Source organism: Runella zeae DSM 19591 (assembly GCF_000423565.1).
In the GTDB taxonomy this organism is placed as follows: Bacteria; Bacteroidota; Bacteroidia; order Cytophagales; family Spirosomataceae; genus Runella; species Runella zeae.
Window position 1 is genome coordinate 73,648 of the sequence record NZ_KE384042.1, and the last position, 22,814, is coordinate 96,461.

The following is a 22,814-nucleotide window of genomic DNA, read 5'->3' on the forward strand; positions in this document are numbered from 1 at the left end:
AAGATTCACTGACTCAAAAACCAATTTATGAACAAGTTAATCTTACCTATAATATTAGTACTCACTATTTCTGTTTTGGTAAGTTATAGAGCCGCCGACTCAGCTATTGATGGCAAAGCTTTTGCCAAACATATCAAAGTACTAGCTTCTGATGCTTTTGAAGGACGAAAACCTTTTAGTCCCGGAGAAGCCAAGACCATCGAATATCTTAAAACAGAGTTTGAAAAAATAGGATTGAAGCCGGGCAATGGCAAGAGCTATTTTCAGGAGGTGCCGATGGTCGATATTGCTTCTACTCCCGCAGGGCCGCTCGTTATGAAAGGAAAAGACGGCGAAATATCGCTCAATTACCTTACTGACTATGTGGCTGCTACTCGCCGTGTGCAAGACCAAGTAAAGGTCGAAAATTCCGAAATGGTATTTGCGGGTTATGGCATCGTAGCCCCCGAATATGGCTGGAACGACTATGCGGGCTTGGATGTGAAAGGAAAAACCGTACTCGTATTGGTCAACGACCCAGGAATCGTAGATGATAAGCTTTTCAAAGGCAATACCATGACCTACTACGGTCGTTGGACTTACAAGTTTGAGGAAGCCGCTCGCCAAGGAGCAACGGGCGTGTTGATCGTACATGATACAGGGCCAGCGAGCTATGGCTGGTCGGTAGTGCGTAGCGGTTGGTCAAAATCAAAATTGTATTTGCAAGCCGAAGACGACAATCGCTCACGGGCTGCTATGGAAGGATGGATAACCCTCGAATCGGCCAAAAAACTATTTAAGTTAGCAGGAGTTTCGCCCGACATTATGCACAAAGCCAGCCAAGAAGGCTTTAAACCTGTACCGTTGGGTGTCAAGACTTCATTGGTTATTAATAATACTTTCAAAAAATCTATTTCACACAATGTGATTGCGCTTCTTCCGGGTACGAGCCGCGCCAACGAATACGTGTTTTATACCGCTCATTGGGATCATCTTGGGAAAGGAGAACCTATCAATGGTGATTCTATTTATAATGGCGCTGCCGACGATGCTTCGGGTACGGCTGCTTTGATGGAAATCGCTACGGCTTTTACCAAACTCAAAAAGAAACCCGCACGCTCAATAGTGTTTTTGGTGGTCACTGCCGAAGAACAGGGACTGCTGGGTTCGGAGTATTATTGTACACATCCTGTATTTCCGCTTGACAAAACCGTAGCCGACATCAATATGGATGTTTTACAACCTTTTGGCCGTACCAAAGACGTGATTGTGGTGGGCAAGGGCCAATCAGATTTGGATGACTATATAGAAGCTGCCGCCAAAAAACAAGACCGTTTTACCCGTGGTGAGCCTAATCCTTCAGGTGGATGGTATTTTCGCTCCGACCATTTCAATTTTGCCAAAGTGGGCGTGCCTTCTTTATACATCGAAAATGGGGTCATTTCTCGCCAACATGGAGAAGAGTGGGGAAAGCAACAAAAAGAAGAATTTAATCTTTATCGATACCATATGCCCACCGACGAATACAACGATAAGTGGGATTTGTCGGGGATCGTAGAAGACATGACACTCCTCTACGAAGTAGGGTATCGTATCGGAAATGAAACTATTTATCCAGGGTGGAAAAGTGGCTCCGAATTCAAAGCTGCTCGTGACAAAATGTTAAAAAAATGATGATAAAAAACCTATTGCCTTCGCTATTGGGTATGGTAGGTGTTGCTCTAACGCAAGTTGGAATGGCACAGTCAACCACGTCGAAAGAGTTTCCGACCGAAATAGTAGATTTTAAACCTTACGCCCAAAATCCTGTTTTTGGTGGCACGGGTAAAGCTGATAATTGGGACGAAAAAATCAGAGAACGAGGTTACATTTTGCGCGAAGGCAAAACGTATCATCTTTGGTATACAGGTTATAAAAAAGAAAAAAATGCGGTGATGAAGCTAGGCTATGCTACTTCGCCAGACGGCATCAAATGGACGCGACATACCGACAAGCCTATTTATGATTTGGATTGGGTGGAAGATATGTCGGTAGTGAAGGTAAAAGGGACTTACTATATGTTTGCCGAAGGTCGAAACGATGTGGCTCATTTGCTTACCTCTACCGACCGCATTCATTGGCAAGAAAAAGGTCCCCTTGATGTACGTCAGACCAACGGTACACCTATTTCGAAAGGAGCCTATGGAACACCAGCGATATGGGTCGAAAATGGTACATGGTACTTATTCTATGAACGTGGTGATTTGGGAATATGGTTGGCGACTTCCAAAGACCTCAAAACTTGGACAAACGTACAAGATGAACCTGTCATAAAAATGGGTCCCGAAGCCTACGACCAATATGCCGTAGCGATGAATCAGGTTGTCAAATACAAAGGCTTGTATTATGGGTACTATCACGCATCGGCGTATAAAGACTGGCGTGAATGGTCAACCAATGTGGCTGTTTCTAAAGATTTGATTCATTGGAAAAAATATGAGAAAAATCCCATCATCGGCAATGATAAATCAAGCGGAATTTTAGTGCATGACGGCAAACAATACCGCTTTTACACCATGCACCCCGAAGTGAATGTTTATTTTCCAAACCCTCAATAAAAATCCTTTCCTTACCTTAATCATGAAACCCTTCTCTTATTTCTTAATTGCGTTCATTTTCTTTTCATTTTCTTTTAAATCCGACTGGGTATGGCTTTTTGACGGTACTTCTACCGACCAATGGGTCTCGGCTAAAGCCGACCAATTTCCGAAAGAAGGCTGGGCCGTAAAAAATAAAGAGCTAGTAGTCAATCAAAAAAAGAATCCAAACGATCCAAAAGTAGTGCGTGGTGGTGATATCATCACCAAAAAAACATATTCGCAATTTGACTTAGAATTTGAATTTCAATTGACTCCTGGGGCAAATACGGGTCTGAAGTATTTTGTCAAAAAATACCCTAATGGTTCTATTCTGGGTTGCGAATATCAATTGATTGACGATACTGGCAACAAAGACATTGCAAATGACGCCAACGACAAACGCCGCACGGCGGGACTATATGAACTTTTCGAGCCTAGTTCGCGGCAGCTCAAGCCGATAGGCCAATGGAACAAAGGTCGAATTTTGGCCAAAGACAATAAAGTGACGCATTGGCTCAACGGGGTGAAAGTCGTAGAATATACCATTGGTAGCTCAGCCTTTAAACAGGCCAAAGCAGCGAGCAAATTCAAAGACATAGAAGATTTTGGAACTGCTCCAGGATATATTTTACTGCAAGACCACGGCGATGAAGCGGCTTTCCGTAACATCCGAATTAGGGAGTTTTAAGGGGTATCTTTCTTTAAAAAGAGGAGAAAAAGAACGGTTCTACCTTCTTGACAACAAGGGTTTTTGTCTCTTGTGAAGAAGATATTTAATATAACCTCGCCACGAGTCATTGCATGCAAGTGAAGTAAAACCTGTGTTTTCCTTTAAACCCTGAGCATTTTTAAGAAATAAACTAAACCAGAAATCAGTACAATTAAACCTTTATCAGAAAACAAAGTACTTATGACTCAATCGAAAAATTACAAGTGGATTGTGGTAGGCTTGCTGTGGGTAGTGGCCTTGCTAAATTATTTGGATAGGCAGATGTTGTCAACGCTCAAGCCTGTTATGCAAATTGATATTGCTGAGCTACAAACGGCAGAAAACTTTGGTCGTTTAATGGCTATTTTTTTGTGGATTTATGGCTTTATGAGTCCTATTGCGGGTTTGATTGCGGATAAAACCAACAAAAAATGGTTGATTGTCATAAGCTTATTTATATGGTCGGGCGTGACGCTCATTATGGGTTATGCCCAAACTTTTGACCAATTATACTGGCTGCGAGCCATCATGGGGGTGAGTGAAGCCTTTTATATTCCAGCGGGACTATCTCTCATTGCGGATTTTCATACCTCCAAAACTCGCTCTCTCGCCGTGGGAGTTCACCTCTCGGGCTTGTATGTGGGTCAGGCATTAGGTGGTTTTGGTGCTACCATTGCCCAACAATTCTCGTGGAATGGTACCTTTTTATTTTTTGGATTGGTAGGGATGATTTATTCTTTTGTGTTGGTTTTCTTTTTGGATGTCCCCAAAAAAGAGGTTATCACTCCTACTTCTTCTCAGTCAGCACGTGCTAGTGTACCTATTTTTCAGGTATTTAGTATTTTGTTATCCAATGTTTCGTTTTGGATTATCTTATTGATTTTTACCGTTCCGAGTCTTCCGGGATGGGGTGTCAAAAACTGGTTGCCTACGCTTTATTCTGAAAGTCTTGGCATCGAAATGGCCAAAGCGGGGCCGATTGCGACCATTACCAATGCCATGTCGTCGTTGGTGGGGGTGATTATCGGGGGAATTATTTCGGACAAATGGCTCGAAAAAAATATGCGTGGGCGGGTGTTTGTGAGTGCTTTGGGGCTAGGTCTTACCATTCCTGCTCTTTTCTTGATTGCTTACGGCAGCTCGTTGTTTCATATTGTGTTGGCTACTTTTTGTTTTGGTTTTGGGTTTGGAATGTTTGATACCAACAATATGCCGATTCTGTGTCAATTTGTTGATTCAAAATATCGCTCCACTGCCTACGGCACCATGAACCTCATGGGGATTTCGGCAGGGGCAATAGTCACTACTTTTTTGGGTAAATCTGTGGATGACGGAAATCTCAAACAAGATTTTGCCATGATGGCACTGGTGGTGTTGGTGGCTTTGATTATTCAACTTTTGTTTTTACGACCTAAGGTCAAAAATTATTCGGATGCTGCGTGATTTACTTACGCGAAGATTTTTGTAGAGGCCCATTTTCTATCTATCTCTAGCCCCAAATTATAGTTTGGAGGGCAATAGATTAGAGTCTCTGACAAATTCCCAACCCCGTAGGGGCAGGCCTCGCGTCTGCCCCTTTTTTGTAAAAATTAACGTTGGCAGCGTTCAAAACGCTGCCAACGTTGCTATTTGTAGCCCCAAACTATAATTGGGGGTTACAATAGATTCACGTCTCCTACGCCTGATTATCAATTAAATAAATTCCCAACCCCGTAGGGGCAGGCCTCGCGTCTGCCCCTTTTTTGTAAAAATTAACGTTGGCAGCGTTCAAAACGCTGCCAACGTTATATTGCTATTTACTCGTCAATTAAACGTAAAAAGAGGCTACCAATCGGCAGCCTCTTTGGATTAAGGAAGGAAAGAGTCAATTAAATGTTAGGGGTTGGTGGTCAATATCGCCGATTTTTGGGCAGATAAAAGGCCATCCGCTCCTACAATTTCCGCAAAAAATACGCGCGTACTTTTCTTGGTTTCTTGGGCCGTGATAGGCACAGCAAGTACATAATTGCGTAAAATAGGGTCGTACTTTTGGGTACCTGCCGGAACGGTGGCTATCAGGGTTTGCGCGCCTGTTGCTGTAGCAGCCCAATACACCTTGAATTCTTTTACGGGGACTTCTGAAGTATATTCAATGTTGAAATTGGTCGTACTGCCAGCATTGGTAGTCAGACCTGTAATCACCGACGTATTAGCAGTGGTAGTACGCGTGGTTCCTATCCATACCACCGAAATCTGAGGTACTTTTCCTTTGCTTGTGGTGAGTTCACTAATCAAATCGGGCTCTTTGTAGCATCCTGTCAGCAAAAATCCTGAAAGCGCTAACATGACAAACAAAACATTTTTTTTCATATCTATTTACAGTTTAGAAAGTCAAACAAAAAAGGGTATTCGTTTATTTTTACTTAGTGTATATCCACATCCCAACGCTTGGTTGTTTGAGATTTGCTTCGGCGTTTTTAGCATTACGGGTCAGCTCCGACGAAGGGTATTTCATGCGTTGAATACGGCGACCTGCCAAATCGGGGTTGATATTGAGCGGCATTGGGAAATCGAGATAGTTGTATTTTCTTACATCAGTCCAGATATCGCCAATCAAAAACATCGCTTTGTATTTTTCGCGCATGATGTGTAAAAGCGTAAGTTTAGAAGCTCCCACATTGACACTTTCGGCGGCCAGATAAGTGGTGATATTGGCGGCACTTATGCCGAGTTTTTGCATATTGGCACGCGCTATTTCTAAGTAAGCGTTGTAAGCATCAGCCGTGCTGCCCGTCGAAGAAATGCTGCCATTGGCTGCCAGAAAACGAGCTTCGGCTTCGATGGCTTTTACTTCGGCGTAGGTCATCATTACGATAGGAGAGTTGATGTTTGAATGCCAAGCTCTTATATTGAAATCTACAGTAGAGCCTGCTCCTGAGCCTGGTGCTACGCCCGAATATGTGGTTTGTCCTGTTTTGAGAGTAACAACGATAGGAAGACGAGGGTCCACTACGTTTTGGACTTTACCGTTCATCAAATCTACAAAAGTGCTACCGTACGTTACAGAGAGGTTGGAAGTGCTGTTGGCCAAGGCTACACGACTATACCAAGGGCTAAGGTTTTTGGAGTTGTAGGCAAACTGAAAATCGTCGGCGTTGCTTTTCATCGCATTTTGGAGGGCGGTCAAAGCGGTTTGTGCAGCGGTTTGAGCATTTTGTCCCGATAGGTGCATGGCATAACGCGCCTTCAACGAATAGGCCAAACGTGTCCATTTAGATGCATCTCCGCCATAAATTAGGTCATCGGTAGTAGGTTTTGTTCCCGAATTTTTAGCCAATTCTATGATACTTTCATCCAATAGCTTTTGAATGGTAGTATAGATTGCCTGTTGATTATCATAAGCAGGGGAAAAATTGCGTTGGTCAGCTTGGGTATAAGGGATATTTTCCCAGTTGGTGGTTGCAATTCCCAAATTATAAGCCAACAGTACCTTTGCGATGCCAACATAGATAGGGATGTCGCTTGATTGTCCTTTCTGAATAATGGTATTCAACTGCGGAATCACGTACAGGTATAAGTTGGACCAGCCCGAGGCGTTTTCGGCTTCATAATAGGCATCAGTTCCGTTGGTGCCAAGGTTGCTACCGAGTTGTTGGGCATATTGACAAGCCACGTAGGCTTGTTGGTAGCTAGCTTCACTGGTATAAAACTGAGCCGTCGGCAATAGTTCTTGCACGGTAGCATCCGCTTTGAGCGTAGGGTCTACGTTGATGTCTAAAAAACTCTGGCAGCCCGACAGCAACGTCATTCCTAATGCCACTAGAAGAGTATATAAATAGTGTATCTTTTTCATCCTAAATAAAAATTAATGATGGTGCTGAGATTTTAAAAATTGGCGTTTACTCCGAAAATAAAGCTACGAGTTGCAGGGTTATTACGACCTACAAAACCAATGATGTTGGTTCCCGAACCAAATGACAACGCCTCGGGATCATAACCACGGAATGGCGTATTGAGAAATAAATTGGTGGCCGTAAAGTTGAATCTAACCCCATTTTTGAATACCGTTTTGCCAATGAGGCTTTTGGGTAAGGCATAACCGACGTTTACGTTACGAAGCCGAATCCAAGAGGCGTCTTGGATATTTAGGTGCGACCAACCGTTGAAACGAGTAGAAGTGGACGGGTTGTAAAGCAAATCGTCGAGATATACCGCGCGGGTATTAGGAACATAGGTAGATTTGCCGTCGGCTCCTTTTTGTTCTACTACGCCATTAAACACGACTTGTTCGTAGCGGCGCTCAGTAAGTTTGATAGAACCACTGCGAAGGGCATTGCGCTCGCCTAGGTCAATCACATCGCCGCCGTGGCGCCATTCGAGCAAGGCCGATACGCTCAGACCTTTATAAGTGAAAGTATTGGTAAGACCTCCAATCCAGTCGGGGAGGGCGTTGCCGTATTGAGTAAGCGTAGTACTTGTGACGGGGAAGCCTGTAGTGGCATTGACGAGGATTTGACCATCAGGAGCACGTTGATAATCATAGCCCCACAAGTCGCCTACCTTGCTACCTTGGCGTACGCGTAGGCTTCCTACTACGTTGTCATAATAAGAAATTTCCTGAAGCTCGGCGGGCATTTCAATTACTTTACCCGAGAGCTTCGACCAGTTGACGGAGGCATCCCACGTGAAGTCTTTGGTATTGACGAGTTTAGCCGTAGCCAAAAGTTCTATGCCTTGGTTACGAATCAAGCCAATATTGGTATAATAAAACGAATAACCTGAGACGTTGGAAACGGGAGCCCTTACGATTTGGTCTTTGCTATCCATGGTAAAATAAGTAGCATCGAGCATGAGACGATTGCGGAAAAATCGTAGTTCAGTACCAAACTCGATAGAGGTTGTGCGCTCAGGTTTGAGGTTGGGGTCGGCGGTAGTAGTTCGGCGGAAATAGCCCGGTACGCTGTTGCCGTAAGGGAAGTTGTCCGTAATTTCAAAGTAATTGCCCGTTACATAAGGATCCGTTCCTTTGCCCACTTGTGCCCACGATGCCCGTAGTTTTCCGTAAGATAAGACATTGTTTTTGGGTAAATTTTCGGTGAAAATATAACCTGCGCTAAATGAAGGATAGAAAAATGAATTGCTTGCTTGGGGTAAAGTCGAGACGATGTCGTTTCGACCCGTGGCATTGAGGTAAAGGACATCCTTGTAGTTGAGTTTAGCATCAGCAAAGAAACTCACGATTCGGAAATGAGCAGGCGAATAAAAACGCTTCTGTTGATTGCGATAGCTATCGAGGTCGTTTGTAAAGGGAGCTTTCCAACCTTCTCCTCTGATGTAGTAGCTGTCGGGGCGCTTGCTATCTACCACCGAGTTGCCCACCATCAACGAACCGTTCCAATTGCTATTAAAATCTTTGCGAGCAGTAAGATAGAGGTTAGAATTTAGCTCCCGAAAGTTCAAAGACTCATTGACCAAAAATCCTTTTACTTGGATACCTACATCGAAAGTGCTATCTACTTGTCGACTACGAGTTTCGTGGAAAGTGTCGTACGTAAGTTGGTATTTGGCTGAGAGCCAATCATTCACTTTATAGTTGAGCGAAATATCGCCAATGTAGCGATTGACCTTATCAATACGTGGGCTTTTTTCTACCAAATAACGAGGGTTGTCGGTGAAGCCGGGCAAGATGTTCTTTTGAGTACCATCAGGATTTAGGTAATCATTAACATCATACGTGTTTGGCCAGTAACTCAAAGCACTAAAAATGGATTTGTCGCCAGCTGGGGGACGTTTTCCGCCCGAATTGACGTAATTCAATGAAGCTGATACCGTAAAGTTTTTGGTAAGGTTGTAACTCCCCGCGACTTTAGCGGAAGTACGTCCAAAATCAGTGTTGGGCACGATACCCGTTTGATAGCTACGTCCTAGCGACACATAGATATTTCCTTTCGCGTTGCCTTTGGTCAGGGTAATATTGTTGTTGTTGCTCAAACCCGTCCGATAAAATCCTCTAAAATTGTCATAGATTTGATCGGTAGTATTGTTAGGGTCTAATACAGGACCAAAAGATTGATAAGGCGTACGACCTGGGCCTAGCGGAATAAACTCACCCAAACGTCCTTGTAAAAAAGTGGTTTGAATTGAGGGTGATTTTCCCAATATATCTGCTCCAATCGAAGAAGAAACCGAGATGTTGAGTTTTCCAGATTTGCCACGTTTGGTAGTGATTACAATCGCACCATTGGAGGCACGGAGTCCATATAAAGCAGTAGCCGAGGGGCCTTTCAAGATAGAGATATTCTCAATATCATCGGGGTTGATGTCGGCAGCGCGGTTGGTATTGGCAAATTGCTCAGCCGCACCTGGTGAGTTGGTACCTGCACTAGGAAGGGGATTGCCAGCACTTGTAGTGTTTGAGATAATGATGCCGTCAATCACAAAAAGAGGCTGATTGTCGGCACTACCACTAAGCGAAGTGACGCCCCTTAAAATGATGTTTACCCCAGAACCAGGTGCCCCTCCCGAGCCCGTAATCACGGCTCCTGCTACTTTTCCCTGCAATGCCCCTACGAGGTTTTGGCTTCCTGAGTTTTTGATTTCTTCTGCTTTTACAGACTGAATGGCGTAGCCAAGTGCTCTTTTTTCTTGAGTTTGGCCCAAAGCCGTCACCACTATTTCACCAAGGGTATTCGCGCCTGCTACCATCACAATGTTGATAGTAGATTGGTCTTGTACGGTTATGGTTTGACTCTCCATTCCTACAAAACTAAAAATCAATTCAGAGCCTTTGGTGGTAGAGATACTATACTCTCCGTCGGCATTGGTGGTAGCTCCTATGGTCTTGCCTTTGACGACCACACTCACGCCCGGAAGGGCAGTTCCATCTTCAGCGGAGGTTACTTTGCCTTTGATAGTTAGGTTTTGCGCAATCCCTTCTAGCGAAAGAAGAAAACAAAGCAAAAAGCTTAGGTTTCGTAAACGTTGTTTCATGGTTTATGTGAATATTTGAAGTTATAATGTCGTAAAAGTAAGAATTTTGTCAAGACATGTGTATATTACTTAGAATAATCCCCCAATATATTCACCCAATTCAAGGGAGAAAATGACGAAAAACAGTAAAAGTCAATAAGTTTTGTTCCCTATTTCTGAAATAGAGAATTGGAAGGGATTAAAAAAAGGGGGGAGATAGATTTACCAAATTAGGGGAGGTTTACAAGACTTGAAAACTAGACTTTTTGGATGTTTAAGACATTCCAAGTTTCAGGCTTGGTGGTGTATTAAACTTGGAATGTCTGTTTTTTTTGTAGAATAAGACATTCCAAGTTTGAGGCTTGGTAGATTGTTAAACTTGGAAAGTCTATAAAAAAATACTGCTTCCCCAAGTGGTATTTACTTAGTGGGAGCAGTATGGAGAGAAGATGCTTTTAAATTTATTGTTTCAAGAGCCACACGTCCGAAATTTTGGACTGCTTGCGCCAATTGAGGTGTGATTCTTCTGGTTCGTCAAATGTCACATGAAGCTTGCCATCTTGCGTGAGCGACAGAGGTACAATCCACTCTTTCACTGTTTCTGTGTCGCGGTTATAAACTATCGGTTGCAAACGGTGCCCATCTACGCGAAGTAGTGCCTCTCCTGAGCCTACCACTCTGATGTTGTATCGTGCACCGGGTTGGAGATTGTCATAGACGAGTTCGGGGCATTTTTGAAACAATTGAGAAGAAAGTCTTGCTCTACTGAATCCATTCTCCCACCAAGCTACGTCGGTGGCATCGTCCGAAAACGTGCGTACCCGTGTTCCTTTGGCCACACTCGATACATCGTCATAAAAACTTCCTTGGCCGGGATTTTCCCATTTGCTGATGATTTTAAGGCGCGCCAACTTCTCGTCGTCAGAAGTTATACTGTTGATTTTTTTGAATTCATCGGCCAGCCACCAACGATTGTTGAGAGGATAATCTACAAAATCAAGCACACAGCCGCGCTCATAGCCTTTGGCTTTGTGTTTGTCTACGCTGGTTTGAAGGCCAATGGAAGCGTACAGATCCGCACAAAGTTGCTCAATTTTTTGGCGAATGTCTGGAGCAATATTCACAGCATCAGCTTTATTGACGGTAGCCAATGCAGCTTCCATTGTTTTGGAAATATCATTTTTGGTAATATTATTCAAAATCACATTGGCTTGTTTTTCAAGAGATTGTTCATAAATCAACCGCCGACGCGTGTACGTGTCATAGTAAGCACGAAGGAGAAGCATTTGCCAACGCCAGTTGTTTTTGAGTGCTGGGTGGCTAGTTTCTAAATTTTTCCAGAAAGAGAAAGTAGTTTCGACTCCGCCGTTTTGGACAAGCGAACCTTTCCAGTTGTTTTCCAAAGCGGCTATACCGTCGGCTGCGGCTTCTGAGATATTTTTCCCAAAAAAGAAATTGGTATAATCGGTCAAAATTTCTCTGACTTCTAGCTGAGGATTCCAGCCTCTCATACTCCATACGGCCTTGTTGATATCGTCGTGACAGCCGTCAGAATACGACACAAAACCGTCCGTAAAAGGTGCATAAGTTTGATGAATTTCGGCAAAAGCATATGGGCGAGGATTGATGGCTTCGCGGCCTAGGGTGAGGGCGTAGGCTTGATCCCAGCCTCGTACCGGAAATTCACAGCGAACATTGTGGGTAATATCGGGATATTGGCGATGTTGGTATTTTTTAGGTAAACGAAAACGTGTTTCGGGCATCGGAGGGCTACTAGGGCCAGATACCACGCCCTGAAGCCAATCGGGGTTGTTTTCGGCCAAATACTGATAAAAATAGTCGGTTTGTTCGACACTAAATCCTTGTAATGAAATCCAGATTTTGGCTTTGGGATGGTATTTGACCAAAATTTGGTGCATATCTTTCAAAAAAGGTAATACTTCACGGGGGTGATTGTCGCCAGGGTCGCCACCGGGCACAAAAATATGGTCGAGTCGAGGGCATTTACGATAAAACTCTTCATGAAGGCGCAACTCAGCAGCGCGTTTGTCGTGGTCGGTTAGTTCAAACGTGACTGGCGTCCAAACCCAATAATCCATATCGTAGCGTTGACAAAGCTCGCTCATTTTAAGGCGCATTTCAGACGCCGGAATTTTAAAATGAGGATTGGGTTTATCATCTTCATGAAAAGGAATACCTTCGACGGCGTTAGTTCCAAAAATGGCCAACTCCCTAAAATATTGGTCGTATTGGGCTACACTCCAAGCATCGTAAGAGTTAGCAGTATGTCGGTAGCCCAACTGATGCCCGCGAATAGGGTAAGTAGGAGCGGTAGCAATATCTATTTTGGTTTCGAATTGAGCCGTGCCAGCGAGCCATTGTAATTTACGCAACACCCAACCTGTTCCAAATAACACTCCACGAGCATCGGCACCGATAATCCACAGCGTACTTTCTTTGGGGGTGATTTCACTGACGACGCGGAAACCTTCGGCCTGATATTCTGCCCCGTTTTTGTCGTTTTTTGCAGGAATTGTTTTTCCCAGTAGCTCACGGTCACTAGAGAGGACAAAAGCGATGGTTAAAGTATTGGCTTTTGGCCAAGTAGTACTGGTTTTGAGGGTGAGGTTGGTGCGTTTAGCTACTTCTTCGATGAGCATCTGTGGAGCCGTTTCTCTCATGGGAGAAAGCACCGACGGAGATACCAAGAGTGTAGCATTTTTAACGCTAATGGGCTGGGCTATAGCCGCTAAGATGCTACATAATAGCACACCCAAAAACGAAATAGTGAGTTTGTAAAACATAAATTGGAAAGGATTGGTAAAAACGTTGGCAGCGTTGGTTTATCTTAATGAATCACGAAGATATTATCTAAGTAATAGCCTTTGACTCTTACAATGGGTTGGTAAACGTATTGGTGAACGTTGGCAGCGTTCAAAACGCTGCCAACGTTGGTTTGTCACAAAGCTATTGTTTAAGTTATGGCCTTTAACTCTCACAACGGGTTGGTAAACGGTGAACGTTGGCAGCGTTCAAAACGCTGCCAACGTTGGTTTCAAAATGCTGCCAACGTTGGTTTATCTTAAGGAATTACAAAACTATTGTCTAAGTTATAGCCTTTGACTCTCACAACGGGTTGGGAACCTGCTTCTTTTTTAGCACATTTTACAGTTACGGTTTTGGTTTCTCCGGGTAAAAGTGACACGTAGTTGTCGCTCCAGAAAATGGGCAAAATAGCTGCTCCTTTGGCCTCTTTGGCTAATTCTAGTTCAATAAAAAACGCCACTTTGTCCGAAGGATTAGAGAGTTTGACACTGATTTCATACTCATCACCTTGCTCTTTCATCGTTTTTTCGGCTTGCACTTTCACTTTGGCAAGCGTATTTAAAGCGGAGAAATCTGCGTATTGTTTTTGAGGTGTATAAAACCAAAAATATTGTTTCCAGTCTAATTCATCAGTTTGAGTAGGTAGCCAATAGAAATTATCAGCTATTACCTCTCCACTGTTGTTTTTGAATTTTAGGGCTAAAAAATACACCTGCTTTTGGCCTTGTAAAGCTGGTAATTGAAGCCATTTTTGAACAGTATTTTCGGCCAAATCAAATGATTGTTTTTGTTCAAAAATCACTTTAGAGTTTTGGTCTAACAGTTTTACCTCAGCCTCATAGCCTTTGAGGGCAGTGCGGGTGTCGTTACTTACATGAATACTACGATGGTAATAATCATACATAATATTGATAGGCTGTGCGGCTTTTTTAGTACCATAATAAGCCCCCGTTGGCATCAGATAGTAGTCGTACAATTGCCAATAAAATTCAGGCCAAGGTGAATTGAGCATCCACTGTACCACACCTGTTGCCACGGGCCTGTTGATGACGTGCGCTTCAAACATCGGACGGATAGCCTCGTAGTTCATCAACTGTGCCTTCATTGCCAACTCCTCCAAATTGGCAGGTGTGCCGTATTTATTGTTGAGTGCTTTGAGATAGACCCCCATAGTATTGAAATCCTTCCGGCCTGAGTGGTAGTTCCACATCGAATTGTCGGGCGGCCACAAATCGGCCTCAGGAATCATCTTTTTGATACTCTCGATAGGCGGAATTTGAGGGCCAGGACCTACTTCAGAGTTGAAACCATAGGCGCCCCCCAATTTTTTGTCTTCATACCAATATACAGGTGGGACATATTCGTAAGGACCATTCATTTTCATTCCTGACGAGCCTGTTAAGGTGCTAACAAATGCCCCAGACGAAACCAAAAATTGGCGGGTAGGGTCATATTGTTTAAGGGTTTCTTGGTATCTTTTTTCTAAAGAAGGCTTGGGCATGGCATCGCTACCACCTGCCCAAGTGAAAATACTAGGGTGGTTGCGAAGCCACTTAACTTGGTCGCGGAAGTAATTAGAAAGTAGGGTTTCTTCTTCAGGAGTGAGTTTTACAGCATACAAATCTACCCCTTCGTTGATAGGGAGGTTTTCGTCACCGGGTTTGATTTTTAGCTCCATGCCCAGATAGTCAGGCCATTCCCACTGACAGCTCCAACCCACCATGAGCAGGATACCGTTTTCGTCACAAAGATCATAAATATGATGATTGTTGCCCCAAATTCCTTCAAAACGCAACGAGTTGAGATTCATCTCTTTGACGTACCTGATTTGGGCGGCATCTTTTTCGGGCATATATCTCAAAAACAAATCATCGACCCAGCCACCGCTTTTGATAAGCAAATCACGGCCATTGACTTTGTAGCCTCTTACGCCTTTGCCGTTGAGGTAAGTTTCGATTTTGCGTACTCCAAATTTGGTACTTTGTGTGTCTTGAATCGTACCTTGGTCGGTTACTTCTAATTGCAATTGATAAAGGGCCGGTTCGCCCAAGCCATTTGGCCACCAAAGCCGTGGATTTTTGAGGTTGAGTTGGGCAAATTCTTCTGGCGTAAATTTCACTTCTTGCCGCTGATGCGGTGCAAGTTGGACTGTTTTTTTGAAGCTAATCTCTTCGATTTTTCCCGAGATTTCGACCGATTTGGCTTCATCGCCGTGATTTTCGACTTCGGTAGTAATCGTAAGGGACGCTTTGGTGAGGTCTTTAGTATCTACGTCAGGGGCTACAAAAGGCGCATGAAGAGAGACTTTTCCGGAGCGTTTGAGGCGAATGTCGCGGTAAATTCCCATAAAATGGTCGGGTGGGGTAGGAGCCCAGTCCACGTATCCCATGTAGAAGTCACGTACTTTGGGCGGGACAATTTCCACCAACAACGTGTTTTCGCCACTTTTGGCGGCCTTTGTAATGTCCAACTCAAACTGACGAAATGCTCCAAAAAGGGTATCTTGCGTAGCGATTGGCTGACCATTTACCCAAAAATTAGCGCGATAATTGATACCTTCTACGAGTAGTTGGATTTGCTCTTTTTGGGCTTCAAAACTTTCTAAAGTAAATGTATTTCGAAACCACCAAGTATTTTCAAAACGAGCACGGGGTATTTTTTCGAGGTTTTTTCCCACAAATACATCCTTGTATTCGCCTGCGTCAACAAGGGCTCCTAAAACAGTAGTAGGTAAAGTGGCTTGGTACCATTTTTCGCCCGAACCGATTCCTTCAGATAACATTTTGGCATCGCCTGTTACTTCTTTGGAAGACGCAATCATCCACCCTTCGCGTAGGGGGCGGTCTTCTATTTTGAGTTTTGAGCCGCAGCTCGAAAGTGCAGCTACTATTAGTACAAAAAAAGAGAGTTTTAAAGTCGTATTAATCATATTGATGGTGTAGGTTGTGACCCACAAGTAAGAAATAAATTTTGTGGCTAAATCATTCAAGCCTCACTTTGTATTTTTTTGATTGCTTTTGCAAATGCCTCCATGTCTTCTTTGTCTCCTAGCATAGCATGTTGTAAAATCCAAACAGCCTCTTCATTACAAGCGCGCTCAGCTACGGGGCAGTAAACCTGCGTATAATCTACATCGTCTGGAATGGCATAACACATGAAATTTTTGTTTTGGAACAAAGGTTGTTTATATAAAGGATGAGGATATCCTCTAAAACAAGGAACTCCCTCGGCGGCAAGTCGTTCTACAAATTCAATTTTGCTCAGGTTGTTGAAATACGTTTTATCGTATTTGAAAATATAAATATGATAGCAATGAAGGGTCTCACCTAGGCCGCGTTGGAGCGGTGTGATACCTTGTATTTGCATGAGTAACTGGTTGAGGTACAGTCCGTTTTCGTTTCTGGTGAGAGTTTGACTTTCTAGGCGTTTGAGTTGGGCCGACAGCAATACCGCCTGCATTTGGGTGATGCGATAGTTGCAGCCGGGATTGTAGTGGTCGTACCATTGTCCGCCTTCAATGCGCCCCACATTGCGGAGAGAGTGCATCATAGCGTAAAGCTCATCATCGTCGGTGACCACGATACCACCTTCGCCAGCGGTGAGGTTTTTGGAAGATTGAAAACTAAAGCTTCCTACATCGCCAATCGAACCTAACTTTTTGCCTTTGTATTCGGCTCCGTGGGCGTGAGCTGCATCTTCTATGACTCTGAGATTGTAGCGTTTGGCAATATCCATAATAGCATCCATATCGCAGGCTTGTCCACCAAAATGCACCGGAATAATGGCCTTCGTGCGAGGTGTGATAGCTGCTTCAATGGCCGCCGGAGAAATGTTATAAGTGTCGGGGTCTAAGTCCACAAACACCGGTACGCAGTTAGCTTCAATGACGGTAGATGCAGTAGCAATAAACGTATAAGGTGGCACGATGACTTCGTCGCCTGGTTTTACACCACATGCAATGAGCGCCAATCGCAAAGATACTGAGCCATTGACGCAGCTAATGGCATATTTGCTTCCGCAATAAGCGGCAAATTCTTTCTCAAATGTTTCGACCAAATCGCCACAATCGGGGTTGCCCCATTTGCCGCTTCTTACTACTTCGGCTACAGCTTCCACTTCGGTTTCGTCGAATATGGGCCAAGAAAATGTCTTTTTTACGGTTTTTTCTACTGTTTCCACAATATGTTGCTCTAATGTTTGATAAAAGTATGTAGCTATTTAGCTTGTATGCTTTAGGGTGTAAGCAATAGGCTCTCTTTAAGATGATTGCCTCTGATCACCGAGCCTAAATCATACAAATCTATGAAACGTATATCGAAAATAAATACTAAAAAATAATACTGAATTTTTTGGTTTTTGGGCTATTGGAAGGAGCCACAGACTCAATACCATGATAGGAAAAAAAGGCAAAATTACTTCACTAATTACCCTAAAACAGGGCTAGAAGTAGCCCATTTTTGAATTAGGTGGGTATATCAAAATAAGATAAGACTAAACCTTTAATTTATCCTTTTTAAGAATGAAAAACAAACAACTCTATTTATCCATGCTCATGGTAGGTATGTCATTGGCGACCGCTTGGGCTATTCGTGGGCAATTTGGGCACGAACATGGCGCTGCTTGGGCAGGTGCCGTGGGTGCACTTAGTATATTAGTCGTTGCCAAACGGCCCGATTGGTACGCCAAAGTTTTTGTAGCTACCTTGGCAGGTGCTTTGGGTTGGGGGTTGACGGGTTTGGCAAGCTACGGTATTTTGGTAGGTTATGGTCGGGGCAGCGATTTTGTCAATGTGTATTATGGCCTATTGAGCTTGTTTGTGGTAGGAGGTTTGTATGGATATGTAGGGGGAGGTTTGTTTGGCTTGGCATTGGCAAACTCATCTGCTAAACCGATTAAGTGGCATCAACTGATAGTAGAAATGACAGTCGGTGCTATTTTATTTTATTTTTTCATGATTGAAGAGTTTGGTTGGCTCATGACTCCCCCTCGTTCGGAGATGTGGGCGGCTTGTTTTGGGGCAGCCGTCGCTCTTACTTGGTACCTGATTCGCGAAAAGCAAATATCCGCGCTACGCGTGGCTGTTTTTTCCGGCTTAGGCGGTGGTTTTGGTTTTGCTTTCGGCAACTTCCTCCAGGTGTTGGGTGGCCTTACTGGTATTAAATTTAATTTTTGGAATGTAATGGAGTACTCATTAGGTTTCTTTGGAGGATTAGGGATGGCCTATGGCACTTTTACTTCACAATGGGAAAAAACCGAAGCCACCCAACCCAAGTCCAAAGTATGGTTTCCGCTACTCATGGTGGCTTTGGTGATTCCGTTTACGGTATGGGAGCAGTCATTTGGAACGGAGCGTTTGCAAGGAATTTTTACTAATCTCAATCTTACTTCTGATAGCCCCGTCATTGGAGGAGTACAGCTCGTATCGCTTGGATTGGTGTTGGTATTTACGGCTTTTTGGTGGGTGCGTTATTATCAAGCCAAACCTAACCCTATTGCCTACAGTGCCAACGAAGTCTATGGCTTATTTTTAGGGCATTGGGGGTTGTATGTGGTGTATAGTTTATTAGTAACGGGGGCTTTTATGAGTGGGTATCGCATAGAGCAATATCTCTATATCGTCAATTGGGTAATTGTCGCCTTTGTGATTCGACAAATAGAGCCAGAGTTTACCCCTCGCCTGATTGTACGCAATAAGTGGGGGCGCAATTTTGGGTTAGTGCTGGGAGTGATTGCGTTGTTGACGTTGATACTCATCAATTCGCACGGAGAACTTAAACATGCCCACAAACGCTTTGGCGCTCCTCCGGTAGAGGAAGAGAAAAAATAAATTATGGTGCGGTGTTGTTTGTAAAATAATATGCCTATTTGTGTTGTGTGAAATTGTATTTTTTTTGTGTATTTTAAAAAAAAACGGCTTCTGATTTGGAGCCGTTTTTTTGATTTTCAATTTATGGGTATTAAATTGTATGACTAATATTACTTAGTTGTACTTCGTGATTAGGGCATTTTTGCACAAAAAATAGGACGTCTTTTAATGAAACAGTTGTTTTTAGAACCAAAAATTGATTAATTGCTTTCCTACTTTAAAAGGAGGTTTTTGAAAATGATAAAACAAATTTTCTTATTGATATTGTGCTTAATTGGAAGCTTTTTTGGTGTAAAGGCTCAAAATTTAGATAAAGACACTACGGCTATCAAAGGCGTTATTATCGATTTTTTTGAACTATTTTCCCAAGATGATTTAAAATACTTGGAACGAAACTGTACGCCTGATTTTGAGCTATATGAAGTAGGGACTCGCTGGACAAACGATACCCTCATCAATCTAATTAACAAAAGAAAAGCGCAAAAGAAAACTTGGGAGCGGGCAAATGAGTTTAATTTTATAAGTTTCAAAGTCCAAAAAAATATTGCTTGGGTAGGGTATTATAACACTGCTCATCTGACCAACATCACTTCTCAGCAAAAACGGAAAGTAAAATGGCTTGAGAGTGCGATATTGGTCAAGAAAAAAAGAAAATGGTGGCTTGTGCAAATGCATTCTACCGCTCTCACTAAATGATGCATATATAAAGGAAGAAGTTTTTTTACTCAACGGAAAGGCATCGATAAATAAAAATTTGTGGGATTTTTTAAAAACATTTTGTGTATTAATTGAGTTTCGGATTTAATTTAAGTCAAAATTTTTTCCTAAATTAAATCTACCCATTTTTATGCACAAAACTACCTTACAATTGGTAGCCAAGCTGGCAATTTGCGCAAATCTATGGCTGCTGAGTGTAGCTGCTTTTGCCCAAAATAAAGTCAGCGGCACTATCAAAACAGAAAACGGAAGCCCTATCCCTGGGGTAAATGTAGTAGTGAAAGGAACCACGACCGGGACTACTAGTGGCACTGACGGTACTTATACCCTCTCTCTACGTCAAACCAATGTCACCCTCGTGTTTTCGTCGATTGGATTTCAGGCCAAAGAGGTGGCCGTAGGCAACAGCAGCCTCGTTGATGTGACCCTCGTAGAAGATGTCTCCAATCTACAGGAAGTTGTAGTGACGGGCTTGGCGACTAGTATCAAACGCTCCAACCTAGCCAATGCCATAGGAACGATTTCGGCAAAGGAGCTTATGGGAACTACCCAAATCCAGACGGTTGATAATGCCTTTTATGGAAAGCTGGCAGGGGTCAATATGAATACCAACGGTGGTGCGCCTGGTGGTGGGGTATCGATTCAGTTGCGTGGGGTTTCGTCGTTGGTGGGAGCTTCTCAGCCTCTTTACATTATTGATGGGGTATATGCCAACAACAGCGTTAACCGTTCGGGACGTGCTTCCGTAACAGGGGCAGGTGCCGAAACCCAAGATGACGCAGCCAACCGTATTTCGGACCTTAACCCCAATGACATCGAAAACGTGGAGGTACTTAAAGGGCCTTCCGCTGCGGCGATTTATGGAACCCGTGCCAACGCGGGTGTTATCATCATCACTACCAAAAGAGGAAGTGCGGGCAAAACCAAAGTTTCTTTTGCGCAGGATTACGGATTTGCTACGCCTCAAAAGCTCTTAGGGGTGGATAGTTGGTCGGAAGCAAAAATCAATACTTTCTTTGCCGCAGCCCGCAGACCTGTTGAACTTGAGCGTTTTCGTGCAGCCAATGGCCAAACGTGGGACTATGAAAAGTATTTTTACGGCAACACGGCCCCCCTTTCCAATACTCGCTTGGGAATCTCAGGAGGAACTGACAAAACCAAATTCTTTATCTCGGGAAGCTATACCGACGAAAAAGGAATCATTCGTCGTACTGGTTTTAAGCGCTACTCGTTTAGGACCAACATCGACCACAAACTAACCCAAGACATTACGTTGTCGGTAGGGTCAAACTATATCAATTCTAATACCGACCGCGGGTTTACGGGAAATCAAAACAATTCAGGAGCAAGTATAGGTTACAATATGTCGTATGTGCCGAATTATTTTAATTTGTTTGCCGACGAAAGTGGCCGTTATCCCGACAACCCTTATTTTTCTGAAAACCCGGTAGCTGTCACCGAAAGAGGGGTCAATAATACCAACGTCAACCGTTTTATTCAATCGTTTAATTTGACAGCCAATCTCTATAAATCTGAGAAATCGTTGTTAAAATTTGTAGGTCAAGGGGGCGTAGATTATACCCAAAATACTACTCAAGTGTACTTGCCTGAGGACTTACAATACCAACGTGGACAAGGCAACCCTGGTGATGCACTATGGGGAAAAACAGAAAATGTGAATATGAACATCCAAGCGGCTTTGGTATATAACTGGAATATCGGTAAAGTAAATTTGACGTCTCAGACAGGCGCAGTGCGGCTCAAATTTCGTGAAGATCGTCTCCTCAACCGTTCGCGGGGATTGGCTGGAGGGCAAAACAACCTACGCCAAGGGACGGTACAAGAGATTTTTGACCAACGCTTCCAGACGGTCAATGACGTGGGAGCTTTTATCCAACAAGAAGCCAACTGGGACGACAAAATCATCGCTACGGCGGGGGTACGTTGGGATAAATCAACCCTCATTGGCAATGCCAATAAGTTTTGGGCCTTTCCTAAAGCTTCTTTGGCCATCAACCTTGCCAATTTTGATTTTATCAGAAGTAGTAATCTTGCCTCGATATTTTCTCAAATCAAACCTCGCGTAGCTTACGGTGAAACCGCCGGTGTGCCAGGTTTTGGAACTACTTTTACTGCGCTCAATTCAGCTAATATCGGTGGATTGCTTGGGTCGGTAGTAACAACAGCTGCTGGAAATGCCGATATTGAGCCTGAGCGGGCGGGTGAGCTTGAGTTTGGTTTAGATTTAGGGCTATTCAACAATCGTATCCAATTGGAAGCTACTTACTATGACAAACAAACCCGTAGCAATATTCAAAACCTTCAACTGTCGCCTTCTGTAGGTATAAGTACGATTCCTAGTAATTTGGCACAGCTTCAAAACCGTGGACTTGAGTTTTCGTTGGGAGCTAGTCCTGTACAAAAAGAAAACTTTCGCTGGTTTTCGCGCTTGATGTGGTGGAAAAATGACCTCCTTATGACTCGTCTAGGCATCCCGGCGTATAATTTAGGAGCTTTTGGGGTATCGCTCGGTACGTTTTTGTACCAAGAAGGGTTTTCGCCTACTACCATCGTCGGTACTCGCCCTGCGCGTGATGCCAATGACACGCCATTGGCCGAAGGGGTACGCACAGGTGCTTTTATATTGGGCGACAACCAACCCGATTTTCAGATGTCTTGGATGAACGAATTTACGGTTTTCAAGAGTTTTGATGTCAATATGCTTTGGCATTGGAAAAAAGGGGGTGATAATATCAACCTTTCGCAGTTTTTGATGGATTCGGGTGGAACTACTCCCGACTGGGACGACGATGATAATGCCGACGGAGTACCCAATGGCCGTCAGCGAGGATTAGCTCCTTATAATGGTGCCGACCGCTGGGTACAAGACGCGTCTTATGTGCGTTTACGTGAAGTAGCGGTTTATTACAGTGTACCTACAGGTTCATTGGGTAAATGGTTTAACAACAAAATTTCGCGCGTGCGTCTGGGAGTATCAGCTCAAAATCCGCTCACTTTCTCCAACTATTTTGGATATGACCCCGAGACTTCCACTTTTGGGGTACAAGCCGTGGGCTCGGGTGTGGATATTGCTCCTTATCCTACACAGCGTCGCTTTTTTGGTCATTTAGTTGTAGAATTTTAAGCTCGA

13 protein-coding genes are annotated in these 22,814 nt (G+C 43.6%); 7 read left to right on the plus strand and 6 right to left on the minus strand.

The features are described 5' to 3' along the window. Positions 1-27 precede the first annotated feature (27 nt). The 4 genes from G563_RS36100 to G563_RS0128380 all read left to right on the plus strand — a co-directional run bounded on the left by G563_RS36100 (position 28) and on the right by G563_RS0128380 (position 4,749). Positions 28-1,653 carry a M28 family metallopeptidase gene (locus G563_RS36100; RefSeq protein WP_051211260.1) on the plus strand — a complete coding sequence of 542 codons (1,626 nt, stop codon included), beginning with the start codon at positions 28-30 and terminating at the stop codon, positions 1,651-1,653. Continuing rightward, positions 1,650-2,576 carry a glycoside hydrolase family protein gene (locus tag G563_RS0128370; protein WP_229598581.1) on the plus strand — a complete coding sequence of 309 codons (927 nt, stop codon included), beginning with the start codon at positions 1,650-1,652 and terminating at the stop codon, positions 2,574-2,576. The genes G563_RS36100 and G563_RS0128370 overlap by 4 nt, the downstream gene beginning before the upstream one ends. 22 nt (positions 2,577-2,598) lie before the next feature. Beyond that, the gene (locus G563_RS36105; protein WP_169579818.1) at positions 2,599-3,285 is read left to right on the plus strand and encodes a 3-keto-disaccharide hydrolase; all 687 of its coding nucleotides are present in this window, start codon (positions 2,599-2,601) and stop codon (positions 3,283-3,285) included. Between the two features lie 222 nt (positions 3,286-3,507). Beyond that, the gene (locus tag G563_RS0128380; protein WP_028668310.1) at positions 3,508-4,749 is read left to right on the plus strand and encodes an MFS transporter; all 1,242 of its coding nucleotides are present in this window, start codon (positions 3,508-3,510) and stop codon (positions 4,747-4,749) included. Between the two features lie 432 nt (positions 4,750-5,181). On the opposite strand, the gene G563_RS0128385 is transcribed toward G563_RS0128380, so the two are convergent. From G563_RS0128385 to G563_RS0128415, 6 genes are all read right to left on the minus strand, one after another. Then, entirely contained in the window at positions 5,182-5,655 is a 474-nt protein-coding gene (locus G563_RS0128385) for a hypothetical protein (RefSeq protein WP_028668311.1), read from the minus strand. Between the two features lie 49 nt (positions 5,656-5,704). Continuing rightward, complete coding sequence (locus G563_RS0128390) at positions 5,705-7,138, minus strand: SusD/RagB family nutrient-binding outer membrane lipoprotein (RefSeq protein ID WP_037328442.1); 1,434 nt, start codon at positions 7,136-7,138, stop codon at positions 5,705-5,707. Between the two features lie 32 nt (positions 7,139-7,170). Next, positions 7,171-10,275: a SusC/RagA family TonB-linked outer membrane protein gene (locus tag G563_RS0128395; RefSeq protein WP_028668313.1), complete on the minus strand. Its 3,105-nt coding sequence runs from the start codon at positions 10,273-10,275 to the stop codon at positions 7,171-7,173. A 440-nt stretch (positions 10,276-10,715) separates the two neighbouring features. Then, entirely contained in the window at positions 10,716-13,058 is a 2,343-nt protein-coding gene (locus G563_RS0128400; protein ID WP_028668314.1) for a hypothetical protein, read from the minus strand. A gap of 278 nt (positions 13,059-13,336) precedes the next feature. Then, positions 13,337-16,009, minus strand: a complete 2,673-nt coding sequence (locus G563_RS0128410) for a glycoside hydrolase family 2 protein (RefSeq protein WP_028668315.1) — start codon at positions 16,007-16,009, stop codon at positions 13,337-13,339. A gap of 56 nt (positions 16,010-16,065) precedes the next feature. Then, positions 16,066-17,259, minus strand: coding sequence for a DegT/DnrJ/EryC1/StrS family aminotransferase (locus G563_RS0128415; protein ID WP_028668316.1), 1,194 nt, complete (start codon positions 17,257-17,259; stop codon positions 16,066-16,068). A gap of 340 nt (positions 17,260-17,599) precedes the next feature. On the opposite strand from G563_RS0128415, the gene G563_RS36110 reads away from it, so the two are divergent. The 3 genes from G563_RS36110 to G563_RS0128430 all read left to right on the plus strand — a co-directional run bounded on the left by G563_RS36110 (position 17,600) and on the right by G563_RS0128430 (position 22,808). Next, a complete protein-coding gene (locus G563_RS36110) occupies positions 17,600-18,907 on the plus strand; it encodes a hypothetical protein (RefSeq protein WP_037328443.1) in 1,308 nt (435 codons plus the stop codon). Positions 18,908-19,183: 276 nt separating this feature from the next. Then, a complete protein-coding gene (locus G563_RS37325; RefSeq protein WP_051211262.1) occupies positions 19,184-19,642 on the plus strand; it encodes a hypothetical protein in 459 nt (152 codons plus the stop codon). A 151-nt stretch (positions 19,643-19,793) separates the two neighbouring features. Next, positions 19,794-22,808 carry a SusC/RagA family TonB-linked outer membrane protein gene (locus tag G563_RS0128430; RefSeq protein WP_028668317.1) on the plus strand — a complete coding sequence of 1,005 codons (3,015 nt, stop codon included), beginning with the start codon at positions 19,794-19,796 and terminating at the stop codon, positions 22,806-22,808. Positions 22,809-22,814 lie beyond the last annotated feature (6 nt).

What these genes read in the sequence shown, in the direction of transcription:
- G563_RS0128370 (WP_229598581.1), top strand. Translation starts at nt 1,650, where the DNA reads ATGATGATAAAAAACCTATTGCCTTCGCTATTGGGTATGGTAGGTGTT.
- G563_RS0128410 (WP_028668315.1), bottom strand. Translation starts at nt 16,009, where the DNA reads ATGATTAATACGACTTTAAAACTCTCTTTTTTTGTACTAATAGTAGCT.
- G563_RS0128430 (WP_028668317.1), top strand. Translation starts at nt 19,794, where the DNA reads ATGCACAAAACTACCTTACAATTGGTAGCCAAGCTGGCAATTTGCGCA.
- G563_RS37325 (WP_051211262.1), top strand. Translation starts at nt 19,184, where the DNA reads ATGATAAAACAAATTTTCTTATTGATATTGTGCTTAATTGGAAGCTTT.
- G563_RS0128380 (WP_028668310.1), top strand. Translation starts at nt 3,508, where the DNA reads ATGACTCAATCGAAAAATTACAAGTGGATTGTGGTAGGCTTGCTGTGG.
- G563_RS0128395 (WP_028668313.1), bottom strand. Translation starts at nt 10,275, where the DNA reads ATGAAACAACGTTTACGAAACCTAAGCTTTTTGCTTTGTTTTCTTCTT.
- G563_RS36105 (WP_169579818.1), top strand. Translation starts at nt 2,599, where the DNA reads ATGAAACCCTTCTCTTATTTCTTAATTGCGTTCATTTTCTTTTCATTT.
- G563_RS0128385 (WP_028668311.1), bottom strand. Translation starts at nt 5,655, where the DNA reads ATGAAAAAAAATGTTTTGTTTGTCATGTTAGCGCTTTCAGGATTTTTG.
- G563_RS0128390 (WP_037328442.1), bottom strand. Translation starts at nt 7,138, where the DNA reads ATGAAAAAGATACACTATTTATATACTCTTCTAGTGGCATTAGGAATG.
- G563_RS0128400 (WP_028668314.1), bottom strand. Translation starts at nt 13,058, where the DNA reads ATGTTTTACAAACTCACTATTTCGTTTTTGGGTGTGCTATTATGTAGC.
- G563_RS36110 (WP_037328443.1), top strand. Translation starts at nt 17,600, where the DNA reads ATGAAAAACAAACAACTCTATTTATCCATGCTCATGGTAGGTATGTCA.
- G563_RS36100 (WP_051211260.1), top strand. Translation starts at nt 28, where the DNA reads ATGAACAAGTTAATCTTACCTATAATATTAGTACTCACTATTTCTGTT.